The following is a 15,049-nucleotide window of genomic DNA, read 5'->3' as shown; positions in this document are numbered from 1 at the left end:
CCAACTGTTCGCCCAGCAGGTGCGCGTGCTCGGCCAGACCGGCGACATCCTGCTGGTGCTCGATCCGGGCGGCGCATCGCCGCGCGTGCTGGCGGCGATCGACGAAGCGCACGAGCGCGAGATGACCGTCGTCGCGCTGACGGGCGGCGACGGCCATGCGGTCGCGGCCGCGCTGTCCGATACCGATATTCCGATCAGCGTGCCCGCCGTTCGCGCGGCGCGCATCCACGAAGTCCATCTGCTGACCATCCACTGCCTGTGCGACGGCATCGACGCGATGCTGCTGGGTGAGGATTGAATGAAGGAGAGCCGTCGATGAATCAAAGCCGCGTCAAACAGACGCTCGTCAGAACCACGCTGCTTGCTGCGCTGACGGCGGGCCTCGCCGTGTCGCTGCAGGGCTGTGTGCTCGGGGTCGTGGGCGCAGCGGCCGGCGGCGGCGCGCTGATCGCGACCGATCGCCGTACGCTCGGCGCGCAGACGGAAGATCGCGAGATCCAGGTCAAGTCGCTCACGCAGATCAACAACGGGCTGCCCGACCAGTCGCACGTGAACGTGACGGTGTACAACCGCCGCGTGCTGCTGACCGGCGAAGTGCCGAACGATGCGTCGAAGCAGCGCGCCGAGGAGATCGTGCGCGCCATCAACAACGTGAACGGCATCGTCAACGAGCTGTCGGTCGAGCCGGCGTCGTCGCTGTCGTCGCGCGCGAACGACTCGTACCTCGAAGGGCGCGTGAAGTCCGAGCTGATCGCGACGAAAGGCATCTCGGCGAACTACTACAAGGTCGTCAGCGAACGCGGCAACCTGTACCTGATGGGGCTCGTGACGGTCGACGAGGGCAATCGCGGCGCGGAAGCCGCCAGCCAGGTGCCGGGCGTCGAGAAGGTCGTGAAGGTGTTCCAGTACGTGAAGCCGCAGGACGCGCAGGCGCTGCAGGACGCATCGCCCGCGAGCGGCGTGCAGGCTGCCGCCGCACCGGCGGATAGCGCGACGGTCGGCGCCGTGCCCGACGCGTCGGTGCAGTCCACGCCGTTGCAGCCGCCCGCGCCGATTTCGAATTCGTCGAGCGTGCGCCCGGGCAACCCGAAAGCACCGTCGCAATGAAGAGCAGGCAGATGACGCAGATGAAACAATGGATGGTGCAGGGCGCCGCGGCCGTGGCGCTGCTGGCGGGCACGTTCGGTGCGGTCGCGCACGCGGATGTCGGTGACGGCCTGAAGGTGGCGCGCGGCAACGCGTGCATGGGCTGCCACGCGGTCGACCGCAAGCTCGTCGGCCCGTCGTTCAAGGATGTCGCCGCCCGCTACAAGGCCGATCCGCAGGCCGTGGCCAAGCTGTCGAAGAAGGTGAAGGAGGGCGGCTCCGGCGTCTGGGGCGCGATTCCGATGCCCGCGCATCCGCGCATGAGCGACGCCGACGTGCGTTCGGTGGTCGAATGGGTGCTGGCTGGCGCGCCGTCAAAGTAACGCTTCAGGGGTGACTTAACCCCTATTGCCAAGCGCAGAAACGCGTGTGTATGATGATTGACTGTTGGGGCGGTAGCTCAGCTGGGAGAGCGTCGCGTTCGCAATGCGAAGGTCGGGAGTTCGATCCTCCTCCGCTCCACCAACGGGATTCGAAGGGCTCGATCGCAATGAGACAGGAAGCATATTTTTGCCCCAAGTGCAAAGATATGCTTCCCTGACAAAGTGCAAAGTTATGCTTCAACAACAAAAGCCGACCGTGAGTCGGCTTTTGTTGTTGAAGCACCGGAATTCCTCGTCAGGAGGGCTAAGCCGCAAACTGTCCACCGAAAAGTGTCGGACGGTGACGGCGATGATCTATGATCGTCTGGTGTAGCTGCAGCCGAACGCCCCTTCAATGAACCCGACCCATCAGATCCGCCTTATTGGCGTGTCTGCGGCCCGCGAAGCGGCAGGGTTCCCGAAAGCAGGATGTCAGCGTTTTCCACGGCCTTGACCCGTCATGGGGATTTGTGGCGCGGGGCGATAGTTGGCTGTTGATCGCGCTAACTCTAGGTTACGTCTAATATATTCAATCTTTTGCGTCTGGGTGCCACGCGGTGGCGCCGTATACTTGGCTCCGCAACGTTGATAGTCACGGACGCCATGTCGCAAACGCAGGTACCGCTGTTGCCTGACGTAATGCGGGCGGGGAGTTGCGGTTGTCAGCCTTCGGTATCGTAGGGAAGGCTGTTACGCAATATGCCAACAATGTGGCCTGGCTTGCGCGTTCAGCGGTCGGAAGGACCACGTCAGAACTGGCCCACAACAATAAGGAAGTAGATTCAGTGGACGTGCTAGGAACCCACTCCAGAGTTGTTGACGACTACGCTAAGTACATCCAGAGCTTCCTCAACATCATCGATCCCCAGATTCGCTCGGCGGTCGAGGCACGTTTGTCTGAAGGACGGCTCTGGCCGGAGCCACTGCTGCAGTTCAATCCCGCGTTCGAATCCGCTGGCACGGTCGCCGAAGTCGCTGCTAAGGGGGGCGTTCATCCGGACCTTGTCTCCATTTTCAAAGGCTACTCGCTCTACAAGCACCAAGTCGACGCCATTCAGCTCGGCACGGCCGGCAGGGATTTCATCGTCACGTCGGGCACTGGCTCTGGCAAGTCGCTAACCTACATCGCGACGATATTTAACGACTTGCTGGCCAAGCCTGCTGTGGGGGGTATCTGTGCGGTTATCGTCTATCCGATGAACGCGCTCATCAACTCGCAGTTCGAGGAGTTTCGCCGCTATCAAGAGAACTACGAGAAGGCGACGGGCCAAGCCTTTCCCATCACCTTTGGCCAATACACGGGTCAGGAAAAGCAAGATACCCGCGATGGTATGCGCGAGAACCCGCCGCACGTCTTGCTCACCAACTATATGATGTTGGAGTTGTTGCTTACGCGTACTGCGGAGCAGACCATACGCGACAGCATCTATGAGCACTTGCAGTACCTTGTCTTCGACGAGCTGCATACCTACCGCGGTCGCCAAGGCGCCGACGTGGCGATGCTCATCAGGCGTATTCAGGCGCAATGTAAGCACAAGCTCGTCTGCATTGGCACTTCCGCTACGATGGCGTCCGGTGGTGATCTCGTTCAGCAGAAGCAACAGATTGCTGGCGTCGCGTCGGTGTTGTTCGGCAGGCTCTTCCTGGCCTCTCAGGTGGTGAACGAGTCGCTCGCGCCATCGCTTGGAGACAAGCTCGAGCGGCCCGATGTCGCCGCGCTCAGGACGGCCGTTCGGGCTGGTATCGACATTAAGGCTGGCCTTGATGTTTTGTGCGCCCATCCGCTCGGCAAGTGGCTGGAAAGCTCCATTGCACTGGCCGAGGGGCCGACCGGTCTTGTCCGAGGCAGGCCACAAACGCTGAGCGAGGTTGTACAACGGCTTGCTTCGGATGCCGGGGTCGACGCCCCGATTGCCAAGCAAGCTCTCGGCGATTTACTGCGTTGGATCAGCACCGTAAACCAAACGCTGCAAGACGCTGGTCAGCGCTACACGGTGCTTCCCTTTAAGCTGCACCAGTTTATTTCGCAGACCGGTTCCGTCTACACGACGTTGGATCAGGACGCGAACCGCTTCGTCACGCTAGAGCCTGGATTCTTCAAGAGCGACGAAGACGATAAGAAGCCCATTTTCCCTAACGTCTTCAGCCGTTCCAGCGGTCACGCCTTCATCTGTGCTACGCGCGTAGGTGACCGCTTGGTGCCGCGCGAGTTCCGTGAGTCTAGCGATGAGGAGGATGGTGGCCACGATGGCTACCTGATCGTGGGTGACGACGTTTGGGATGACCGCGAGGATTTGACTTTTCTGCCAGACACGTGGCTCAACCGGGGCCGGAACGGCCCGGACACCCGCAAACGTGCTTTCTTCCCGGTGCGCCTGTATTTCGACGAAACTGGCCGCTGTTCGGAGAACGAAACGCTCAAGTGGTGCGGCTGGTTCATGAAGGCTCCATTGTTGTTCGACCCTACGGCGGGCGTCTTCTTCGACACCAAAACCAACGAAGGCACCAAGCTCACCAAGCTGGGTAGCGAAGGCCGCAGCACGTCCACGACGATCACAACGTTCTCAATCCTCAACCGCCTTAGTGACGCTGGTTACGAGTTGCGCAGCCAGAAACTCATCAGCTTCACCGACAATCGCCAGGATGCCGCCCTCCAAGCCGGCCACTTCAACGACTTTGTACAAGTGGTGCGCCTACGCGCTGGCATCCATCGCGCGGTCGCGAGTGCTGGCGACGATGGACTTACGTTCGAGCGCCTTGGGCCCGCCATCCTCTCCGCACTGAAACTTCCGTTTATCGAGTACGCGAACCGGGCTGACGAGCCCGAGCTACCGAACATAAAGCGCAGCTATGACGACCAGTTCCAGACTTTCCTGCTTTATCGTGCGCTCGGAGATTTGCGCCGGAGCTGGCGTATCGTTTTGCCCAATTTGGAGCAGTGTGCGCTACTCGACGTAGGTTATGTGGACCTGACCGAGGTTGCGGCCCAGGACAAGTATTGGGAAAACGTGCCCATCTTGGATGAGCTAGAACTCGACGACCGGCTGCTCTTCCTCACCGCGATCCTCGACTTCTTCCGTCTCGAATATGCACTTCACAGTGAGAACTACCTGACCCACGCTAAGCTACGCGAACACGAGAAGCTATTCCGCGAGAAGCTGCGTAGCCCGTGGACGCTAGACCCTAACGAAACGCTGCGCGAGCCGTTCTACATGCGTCTGGAGGCGCTGCATCGCAGCGCAAAAGTGGCATCCAAAAGTATGGGGCCGGCTAGCGGCTTGGGTAAGTTCATTAAGCTCTTCGTCAAGCAGCGTGAACTAGATGTCGAATTGCGTGGCGACCATTACGGCGTCTTCATAAGGGCCCTGCTGAAGAAGCTCGAAGGCGCCGACTATCTTGCTTCGCAGTCTGCCAAAGGCGAGAACAACGAGAGCATCACTCTCTATCGTCTGCGTATCGAGAAGATCCTATGGCGCCCAGGTGATCTGGAGACCGTCAAGGCGGACCTCATTAAGCGCCGCAGCTATAAGCAGCAAGCACCTAAGCCCAACCGCTTCTTTCAGGATCTATATCAGCGTGACTTTGCCGCCGCGAAGCGCCTGCGCGCGGAGGATCACACGGGCCAACTTGGCGTGGCTGAGCGTCGCGATCGCGAAGAGCGTTTCCGCGCTGAGTGGTTCCTCGATCCCGAGAAAAGTATTCCTGACCTGCCTCGTATCCGCAGTCAATCGATCAGTGCGTTGTTCTGCTCACCGACCATGGAATTGGGCATTGACATCGGTGGGCTGAGCGTTGTGCATTTGCGCAATGCGCCGCCGAACCCAGCGAACTACGCTCAGCGCGCGGGCCGCGCGGGCCGGGGTGGGCAAGGCGCGCTCGTGTTTACCTATTGTTCGACCTACTCGCCACACGACCGTCACTACTTCAGTCGTCAGGTTGATCTCGTCGCTGGCATTGTGCAGGCACCACGCTTGGATTTGGCCAATCGCGAACTACTGCAAACACACCTCAACGCCTTGGCGATCTCTGAAGTCGGCCTGCCGGGTCTGGAGAGCGGAGAGAGCGGCCGTCCGTCCGTGGCCCGCTTCATTGACGAAGAGAAGCACGAACTTCCGTTGCTCCCGGCCGTTCGCGCTGGCCTACAATTAGGCGCGGCCACCAAGGATCGTGTTAGAGCCAGCTTTCAACGCGTCATCAGGGACTTTGAGCCCACTCTTAAGGAAAAGGCCGCCCTCTGGTTTACCGACGCCTGGTCCGAGCAGACGCTGCAAGCGTTGCCTGATAATTTAGATCGCGCCATCGAGCGGTGGCGTGTTCTCTACCACTCCGCTCGCGGTACGCTCGATAAAGCCACGCAGAAGATCCAGAGCGGCATCTTGAGCTTAGGTAGCGACGAGTATCGCAAGTACAAGCGTGCCCAAGATCAGGCAACCCGCCAACTCGACCTGCTGCGTAACCAGGGTGGTGGATTCTCTGAATTATCGGAGTTCTATCCCTATCGCTACTTGGCTGCCGAAGGTTTTTTGCCCGGCTACAACTTCACCCGTCTTCCCCTACGTGTGTTTTTGCCTACGGCCGACACGCACGGCGAATTCATTTCGCGCCCGCGCTCGATCGCGTTGCGCGAGTTCGGTCCACTGAACATCATCTACTACAGTGGTCGCAAGTACCAGATTCGCCAACTGGTCGTGCAAGAGCCGGATGCCGCGCTTACCGAAGCTAAGATTAGCACCAAGGCGGGCTACTTCCTTGTTGGTGATCAGTTGCAGTTGGAGACCTGCCCAATTTCAGGCGTCAGCCTGGCGGACAAAGCCAACAAGCTGCACTTGCACAACCTTCTTGAAATGGCTGAGTCCCGCGCGGAGGAAGTGGATCGCATTTCTTGTGAGGAAGAGGAGCGCGCCTCGCGCGGTTTTGAAATTAAAACCTATTTCAGCATCGATGGCGGCGACGTAGACCGGGTGCAACGCGCCCGTCTCAAGGTGGCTACGGATGCATTGATCAACCTGATGTTCGTACCTGCGGCGCGCCTGGTTCATGTCAGCGAGAAATGGCGCTCACAAAGTATCGATGGCTTTCCCATGGGTATGGTTAGTGGTGAATGGCGTGCTTCGGTGCCGGAGGCCAACGATCAGCAGCGCGAGGAATACCGTCGCGTTCATCTCTGGACTTCGAACTTGGCCGATGCGCTCTACATCGTCCCTGTCCAACCCCTCGGCCTCACGCCGGAGGGCGTCATCACGCTTCAGTATGCGCTCAAGCGCGCCATAGAGCAGGTCTTCCAGGTCGAATCTAGTGAAGTCGGCGTCATTAGCGTCGGTGACCCCAAGGCACCCAATATTCTGCTATACGAATCGGCTGAAGGTAGCCTGGGCATCCTCTCTCGCTTCGTCGAGGATATTGGCGCCTTCCGGGTCGTGGTCGAGCAGGCGCGTACGCTCTGCCGCTTCGACGCCTCTGACTACAGAGGCCCAGCCTCGTATGACGATTTACTGAGCTACTACAACCAACGCGACCACCAGACCATCGATCGCCATTTGATCCAAGACGCCCTTGCAAAGCTGGCCCTATGCGAACTGGAAATCCAGACCAACAAGAGCTATAGCAGTTACGAAGACCAATACACCACCTTGTTGAGGAACCTGGACCCCAGCTCTTCCACCGAGCGTAAGTTCATCGAGCATTTGCACGCTAATGGCCTTCGCCTGCCTGATGCTGCGCAGAAATCAGTCGACGGCTTCTACATCCGGCCGGACTTCTATTACGAGCCTCGTATCTGGATCTTCTGCGACGGAACGCCACACGACGACCCTTCGGTACAGGCCGACGACGCCACCAAGCGCCAGGCCATCCTCGCTCGCGGTGACGAGGTCTGGGTCTACAACTATAAGGACAATTTGGCCGCCAAGGTGGCCGCGCGTCCGGACATCTTCAAGAAAGTAAAATGAACGTTGCCCTGCAACCCGGTAAGCTGGTCGCGCTACGCGGGCGCGACTGGGTCGTGCTGCCCTCGGAAGACCCGGAACTGCTGGTCTTGAAGCCGCTGGGCGGCTCTGACGACGAAATTGCAGGTCTGTATCTGCCGTTGGGCGGAGAACAGCCGCGGGACGCACGCTTCGAGGAACCCGGGGCAGCCGACCTCGGTGACTTCGCCACGGCGCGCTTGCTCTATGATGCCGCGCGCCTAGCATTCCGAAATGGTGCGGGGCCGTTTCGTTGCCTAGCCAAGCTTTCGTTCCGCCCTCGCTCGTACCAGATGGTCCCACTCGTCATGGCGTTGCGCCAAGAGCGTATCCGCCTGCTCGTAGCAGACGACGTCGGGGTGGGCAAGACCGTCGAGTCGCTCCTCATCATCCGCGAATTGCTGGAGCGCCGCCGCATCAAGCGTTTTGCCGTCGTCTGCCTACCGCACTTGTGCGAGCAATGGCAGGCCGAGATCCGAGCCAAGCTCGATCTGGAAGCCGTGATCATCCGCTCCAATACGCAGGCCCGGCTAGACCGCCAGATCCACGGCGACACTAGTGTGTACGACCACTATCCGTATCAAGTTATTAGTATCGACTTCATCAAGTCCGATGTGCGGCGCGATGTCTTCATCGAGCAATGTCCCGAACTGGTTGTCGTCGATGAAGCGCATACTTGTGCCCGCCCGGCTGGTACCTCCACCAGCCAACAGCAACGCTACCATCTGGTCAGTCGCATTGCGGCCAAACCCGACCAGCACCTGATTTTGCTCACCGCCACGCCGCACAGCGGCAAATCTGAGGAGTTCCAGTCACTTCTCGGCCTGCTTCAGCCCGAGTTCGAGCATATCGATTTGCCCTCTGCTTCTCGTGCTCAGCGTACAGAGCTGGCTCGTCATTTTGTCCAGCGCAAGCGCGGCGACGTCGAAAAATGGTTGGGCGAAGACACACCATTTCCCGGCCGAGACGCCTATGAGCGGAACTACAAGCTTTCGGCGCGCTACCTGCAACTCTTCGGCGAGCTGATAAATTTTTCACGCAAACTGATTGCACCTGACAAAGATAGCCGTTGCCAGCGCGTCCATTATTGGACAGCCTTGGGCCTGCTGCGTGGCGTGATGTCCAGCCCTGCAGCTGGCATCGAAATGCTGAACACTCGCATGTCGTCACTCGTCGACGTCGGCGAAGTCGAAGAACGCGATGCTCAGCCTGAAGGCGTTCCTAACCCTGTCGGCGATACTGAGTTCGGCTACGAAGGCGACAATGCGCCTACTCAGATTGTCGAGCGTGCCGACTGGTCCGAGTATCAGCGCCGACAGTTGCGTGGATTTGCCGAACGCTTGCAAACACTCGTCGGGCCGGACTACGACCGAAAGCTCGCTGCCGCTGCCAATGAAATCACTGTTTGGCTCAAGTCTCCCGCGCCCTTCTGTCCAGTTGTATTCTGCCGTTATATTGAGACTGCCAAGTACGTTGGCGAGCACCTGGAACGGATGCTGCGTCAGCAGTTCCCCAAGCTTGATCTGCAAGTTATCACCAGCGAACTGCCCGACGAGATGCGCAAACAGCGTATCGAAGCCATGGGCAAGTCCAGTCTACGCGTGCTTGTCGCCACCGACTGCCTAAGCGAAGGCATCAACTTGCAGGATCAGTTCACCGCTATCCTGCACTACGATCTACCCTGGAACCCGAATCGCCTAGAGCAGCGGGAAGGCCGTGTGGACCGCTTCGGTCAAGTCGCGCCCGAGGTCAAGGCATGCCTACTTTACGGCGCAGATAATCCCATCGACGGCGTCGTGCTCGACGTCCTGCTACGCAAGGTGCGCGAGATCAAGCGCTCCACGGGCATCAACGTGCCTTTTCCGGAAGACTCACAGAGCATCATCGACACCATCACCCAAGCGCTGCTGCTCAACCCCAGCCGCCAAATTGGCATTGAGCAGGGTGTGCAAGGTCTGCTCTTCGACTTCAGCGAGTTCGAGGAAGCTGCCACCGCCAAGAGCGAGGTCACGCATAAACTTGATGAGGCCGCCGCACGCGAGAGAGCCTCGCGAAGTATCTTCGCTCAACACACCATCAAGGCGCACGAGATCGAGACCGACCTGCGCGAGGTCGACGAGGCCATTGGCGATCCTAAGGCGGTTGAGAACTTTGTTACCGGCGTGCTGAACAACGTGATGGGTGTCCAGATCACGCCCATGGGCGCGGGCTACCGCCTTGTTACTGCCAACCTGACTGCAACGCTGCGCGAGGCACTGCCCGTCGGTGAAACGCTGCTCATTAGTTTCCGCTCACCCACGGCAGAGGGCTACCTGTATCTAGGGCGTAACCACCCCTTCGTCGAACTGCTGTGCCAAACGGTAATGGCTAACACCATCAACCGTCAGGACAAGCGTGCTGCCCGTGCCGCCGTAATTCGTACCAGCGCGGTAGGCGCGAAGACCACGCTGCTGCTGTTCCGATGTCGCAATGTCATCGAGCAGTCGCGTAACCACCACCAGATCGTCGCTGAGGAGATGCTGCTCTGGGGCTGGCGAGGCACGCCGGAACGGAATGAGTTCTTGGATCATGCTGCGGCCATGTCCCTCATCGCCGAGGCGCGCGCAACTTCCGATCTGTCATCCCAGGCGCGTGCCAGCTTCTTGGAAAATGAACTAGGTCTGCTGGATGCAATGGGTGAAGCCTTCACGGATATCGCCGAAGCACAATCAAAGCGACTAGTAGAAGCCCATGAGCGCTTCAGTGCGCTCATGGACAAGCAGCGCTTTCAGGTCGTCTATCCCGTGTTGCCGATGGACACGTTGGGCATCTACGTGTTGCTTCCAGAGGTAGCACAATGAATTATCCCAGCATCCGCATCGAGGGATCCATCCTCTCGCCCGACGTCCTAGGCCGCCTCGATGACGTAGCTGGCCAACGGCCCACTGACTTTGGCCTAGAGGGCACTGCCAGGGTCAAAGACGAAATTGCCCGTGCTTGGGCCGATGCGCAGGATTACTGGCGCATCTTCCAGCGCAAGCTTGAGTCGCTGCGTCCCGAGAGCTCCGCTACAACAGAAACGCGGCAACAATGGGTATTGCCATTGTTGGGTCTGCTTGGCTACCAGCTTGAGTACCAAGCCAAGAGTGCTGAGGCCAACGGCAAGCTTTACCCTCTCTCGCACCGCGTGACCAATCGAGGAGGCACCGTGGTGCACGTGGTCGGCGCGCGCGACCCAGCTGGACTTGATCGCAAGCCGGAACCGCGCCCCGGCGTGCTCCGCATGTCCGCCCACGCCATCGTGCAGGAATACCTGAATCTGACGGACGAGCTATACGCTTTGGTCACCAATGGTCGTGTGCTACGCCTGCTGCGCGATAGCTCGCGCCTGATCAAGCTCACTTACCTTGAATTCGATCTCGACCGCATCTTTGGCGACGGACTGTTCGCCGACTTCGCGGTGCTTTACCGCTTACTGCATGCTAGTCGACTGCCCGCTAATTCTGACGAGGCTGCACACAGCTGGATTGAGCGTTACCACCAAGACTCGTTGGACGCTGGCTCGCGCATACGTGAAGGTCTCTCGAGGGCGGTGGAGCAGGCCATCGTCGGCCTAGCGAATGGTTTTTTACAGCACAAGTTCAACGAGGCGTTGCGCGAACAGGTCGTTAGTGGCCAACTAAGCGCTGCGGATTTCTACAAGCAGTTGCTGCGCCTGATCTACCGCCTGCTGTTCCTAATGGTCATAGAGGAGCGCGGCCTTGTCTTCCCACCGAGCACACCAACGCGCCAGCGCGATATATACGAGCAGTTCTATAGCGTGACGCGGCTGCGCCGCCTGAGCGAAAAGCGCCACTTGGCCGATCGCAACCATGCCGACTTATGGCCGGCGTTGCGGACCAGCTTTGGCCTTTTCGAGGCCGGCGGTCCAGGCGCAAAGCTAGGTGTGCCGCCGCTGGCTGGAGATCTGTTCGACCCTCAGGCGGTAGCAACGCTGGCCGGTTGTACGCTGGGCAATGACGCGCTGCTCGCGGCGTTACGCGCGCTAAGTCTTTATCACCATCTCGACACCGGCCAGCTTATCCGTGCCAACTACGGTGCGCTCAACGTAGAGGAGTTCGGTTCGGTGTATGAGGGCTTGTTGGAGTACGAGCCAATCATCTCAATTGATGGAGCGCGGACCAGCTTCGCCTTCAAGCGGGGCGACGAGCGCGCCAACACTGGCTCGCACTACACACCCGACGAACTTGTGCAGCCGCTTATCAAACACTCGGTGGATCATCTGATCGCTGAGCGACTGAATGCGCCGGACCCTCAGGCTGCACTGCTCTCGCTGCGTGTGGCCGACGTAGCTTGTGGCTCGGGCCATATCCTACTGGCCGCTGCGCGACGCATTGGGTTGGAATTGGCCATCGTGCGCACCGGCGAAGATCAGCCCTCGCCTCTGGCGCTACGCGCTGCGGTGCGCGACGTCATCAGCCACTGCATCTATGGCGTCGATTTAAATCCGTTGGCGGTAGAGCTGTGCAAGGTGGCACTGTGGCTTGAGGCGCACGTGCCTGGCGAGCCACTGAATTTCCTGGACCATCACATCAAGTGCGGCAATGCGATCGTTGGCTATATGCGACGCGAAGACATCGAGTTGCGAGGCATCCCCGATGAGGCTTTTGTCGCGATGCCGGGAGACGACCGCGCGATCGCAACTCAATTGCGTCAGCGCAACCGCATGGAGCGTGCGGGACAGCGCACTATGAGGTTCGCCTCCCAAGTCGAGCGACAGTTCGACGCGACGTTGGTGCGCTGGCGCGAGTTGGAAGCGTTGCCTGAACACACGCCGGAAGAGGTGGAACTCAAACGACGGCGCTTTGACGTACTGTCGCATTCGGTAGAAGCGTTACGGATGGAGCGGCTTGCGGCACTGCCGATCGCGCAGTTCTATATCCCGAAGCTTAAAAGCCCGTCGGCGATGCATATCACTGAGGAAGAGTTTCGCGCTTACTGGAAAGGTGAGAGCAAGCCGCAGGGGCACGCGATTGCTGAAGCGTGGGAATTGGCCGAGAGGAAGCGCTTCTTCCATTGGTTCTTGGCGTTCCCAGAAGTGATGGCGGGTGGAGGATTCGATTGCATCTTGGGGAATCCGCCTTACCTCGGAGGTCAGGATCTGAGTGGTAGCTACGGGCACCCGTTCTGCCACTACGTGAAGTGGGAGTATGCTCCGGCGGGACTTAGCGATCTTGTTGTCTATTTCATTCGCCGCATTTTCGGTCTTTTAAAGCCGCTGGGCTTTATTTCGTTCTTGACCACGAACTCTATCAAGGACGGCGACATACGACGCGATGGTTTAGAGCAAATCATAGCGGCCGGTGGAACGATCAATCACGCTGTACGAGCGATAAAGTGGCCGGGCAGTGCGAAGCTGGTGGTGGCGGCCGTTACGATTCGTAAGGGGGCTTGGGATCAGCCACGCGTGCTGGATGGGCGAGCAGTGGGAACGATCAGTGCCTTTCTAGATGACGCCATCGATGCAGGGGAACCGCTCAAGATTCAATTGAATGCGGCGAGGATGTTCCAGGGCTCGATCTTTCTGGGAGATGGGTTCTTGATGGATCACAGTGAGGCGGAAAAACTGCGCAAAGATGACCCAAAGAACTCTGACGTTCTCTTTCCGATCATCAACGGACAGGAACTCAATCGCGATCCTGAGCAGAGGCCCGGAAGGACAATTATCAATTTTTTCGATTGGCCTATTGAGAGGGCACGGGGATACAAAGAGCCATTCCATATCGTAGAAAGTTCGGTGAAGCCGTTTAGGGCGACCCAGAACCGAGAGCGTTATCGGGATGTCTGGTGGGTCTACGCGGAGCACCGCCCCGGCTTGACGAATGCTATCAAGAAAATTCGTCGCTGCTTTATCGCGGCTCGTACAACTAAGCATCTCAACTTCTCGGTGTCCCCGACAAATCGGGTGTTCTCCGATGCGCTTTACGTACTCGCGTCAGACCGATGGGACCATTACGCCGTTGTTCAATCCACGCTTCATGAAGTTTGGGCGCGAAAGTACAGTGGTGCGCTGAAGCAAGATCTACGCTACTCGCCGTCGAACTGCTTCGAGACCTTCGCGTTTCCTGGTGACCTCTGGCGAACTGCGGATGCAACCTTGGCCAATCTCGGCGAGCAGTACCACGAGCACCGTCAGCACCTGATGCGCGAACTTTGGCTGGGTGTCACCGATGTCTACAACCTTTTCCACGCTCGCGACCTGAGCCCTGAGCTAGTCGCGAAGGTCAGCAAGAGCTCCCTCGATGTTGCCCGCAAGGGCTTCGAGGGATTGCTGGAGCTACGTCGTCTGCACGTCGCTTTGGACAACGCCGTCCGTGATACCTACGGCTGGAACGAGTTGAACTTGGGCCACGATTTCATTGAGGTAGAAACCCTGCCTGAGAACGACCGCGTGCGCTATACATTTAGTCTTGCGTCACGCAAGGAGGTGCTCAAGCGGCTGCTGGCATTGAACCACGAGCGTGCTAGCCAAGAGGCGAGGGAGGCGCCCGAGAAAGGCAAAACTAAGCGTCCGTCGATAAAGCGCGTCGCCAAGGCTGTGCCGCCAACGTTGCTCGTCGGCGCGCCCGCGTTCGAAACTGTTTTGGCCGAAGTCGCTGAGTTACCGAATGCCATCTGGGCCTCTGCAGGGGAGGATCCGGTAACGAACGACACATTGGCGTTGGCTGCTGTGCTGAAGGCATTTGCCGCGCCGGCTGAGATGCAACAGGTACGACTGGCGGCACTGATGTGTGCCGAGCCTAGGTTGTTCTCTCGCATCGCGCCTGCGCCCGTGGCGCTCCAGTGGTGCCAGCTCATCGGAGATCAAGCCAAGGAACTGCCCGTGGGCATCGACAGGTTGGTGCCAGTCGCACGCACAAGCTTCGGGGTGGCTGTGAAGAAGATGCGAGCCCGTGGCGAGCTAGTGGAGGAGTCTCTTCTGGACACATGGGCACCAGGCGATGGCCTGCAGTTTTATGATACTTCGAGTTGGGCTGATGGGCGGGCACGCTGGGTCGTCGGTTGGCTAAAGGAAAAAGATATGGGCCAGCTGCTGCAAGGCCTCCCTCTAGACTTGATGGAGTTCGTCAATGAGCAGGCAGCCTGACTTATTTGCCGGTGAACCTCTGAAGGTTACGCCTCGTATGGGTGACAGCGAGCCGCGCCTATGGGTGCGTAGGCTTACGCTTTGGAGAGATGCCGAGACCATAATCCGTGACATCGCTTTGCGCCCAGGATTGAATGTCGTTTGGTCACCCGATCCAGCAGAAGCAGGTGACGAGACCGACAGTAACCGTCTAGGCCATGGCAGTGGCAAGACGCTATTCTGCCGCTTGCTACGTTACTGCCTGGGTGAACAAGGACATTCGACAGAAGAGCAACAGCAGCATATTGCAGCCGCTTTTCCTGCAGGCTGGGTCACTGCCGAAGTGATGTTGTGTGGAAAACAGTGGGGCGTGGTGCGCCCATTGGGGCTGAGTCGAGAGCACTATGCGGTGCAGGGGCAATTGCCTCAGACACTGCTGAAGTCGCCTCCGGAACAGCCGACGGGAATGGCTC

General features: G+C 59.1%; 6 protein-coding genes, 1 tRNA gene and 1 pseudogene. All 8 read left to right on the top strand.

Annotation, left to right across the window (positions count from 1 at the left end; genetic code table 11):
- On the top strand, window positions 1-298 hold a 298-nt coding region (locus tag JYJ84_RS13825), incomplete at its 5' end, for an SIS domain-containing protein (protein ID WP_205189226.1).
- Window positions 299-315: 17 nt separating this feature from the next.
- Complete coding sequence (locus JYJ84_RS13820; protein ID WP_175222299.1) at window positions 316-1,107, top strand: BON domain-containing protein; 792 nt, start codon at window positions 316-318, stop codon at window positions 1,105-1,107.
- Window positions 1,104-1,469 carry a c-type cytochrome gene (locus JYJ84_RS13815; RefSeq protein ID WP_174962390.1) on the top strand — a complete coding sequence of 122 codons (366 nt, stop codon included), beginning with the start codon at window positions 1,104-1,106 and terminating at the stop codon, window positions 1,467-1,469. Before JYJ84_RS13820 ends, JYJ84_RS13815 begins: the two co-directional genes overlap by 4 nt.
- Before the next feature lie 66 nt (window positions 1,470-1,535).
- A tRNA-Ala gene (locus tag JYJ84_RS13810) sits at window positions 1,536-1,611 on the top strand.
- 556 nt (window positions 1,612-2,167) lie between these two features.
- Window positions 2,168-7,456 (top strand): DEAD/DEAH box helicase, encoded by a 5,289-nt coding sequence (locus JYJ84_RS13805; RefSeq protein ID WP_205189225.1) that lies wholly within the window; start codon window positions 2,168-2,170, stop codon window positions 7,454-7,456.
- Entirely contained in the window at window positions 7,453-10,311 is a 2,859-nt protein-coding gene (locus JYJ84_RS13800; protein WP_175222300.1) for a helicase-related protein, read from the top strand. Before JYJ84_RS13805 ends, JYJ84_RS13800 begins: the two co-directional genes overlap by 4 nt.
- Window positions 10,308-14,597, top strand: coding sequence for an Eco57I restriction-modification methylase domain-containing protein (locus JYJ84_RS13795; protein ID WP_175222301.1), 4,290 nt, complete (start codon window positions 10,308-10,310; stop codon window positions 14,595-14,597). Before JYJ84_RS13800 ends, JYJ84_RS13795 begins: the two co-directional genes overlap by 4 nt.
- 37 nt (window positions 14,598-14,634) lie before the next feature.
- Window positions 14,635-15,049: pseudogene (locus JYJ84_RS13790) on the top strand (hypothetical protein); the annotation flags it as partial.

The sequence above is a fragment of the Burkholderia sp. LMG 13014 genome, assembly GCF_905232215.1.
GTDB lineage: Bacteria > Pseudomonadota > Gammaproteobacteria > Burkholderiales > Burkholderiaceae > Burkholderia.
The sequence above is the reverse complement of the archived record's forward strand: the minus strand, read 5'-3'. Positions and strand labels throughout refer to the sequence as shown.

What these genes read in the sequence shown, in the direction of transcription:
- JYJ84_RS13820 (WP_175222299.1), top strand. Translation starts at nt 316, where the DNA reads ATGAATCAAAGCCGCGTCAAACAGACGCTCGTCAGAACCACGCTGCTT.
- JYJ84_RS13795 (WP_175222301.1), top strand. Translation starts at nt 10,308, where the DNA reads ATGAATTATCCCAGCATCCGCATCGAGGGATCCATCCTCTCGCCCGAC.
- JYJ84_RS13800 (WP_175222300.1), top strand. Translation starts at nt 7,453, where the DNA reads ATGAACGTTGCCCTGCAACCCGGTAAGCTGGTCGCGCTACGCGGGCGC.
- JYJ84_RS13815 (WP_174962390.1), top strand. Translation starts at nt 1,104, where the DNA reads ATGAAGAGCAGGCAGATGACGCAGATGAAACAATGGATGGTGCAGGGC.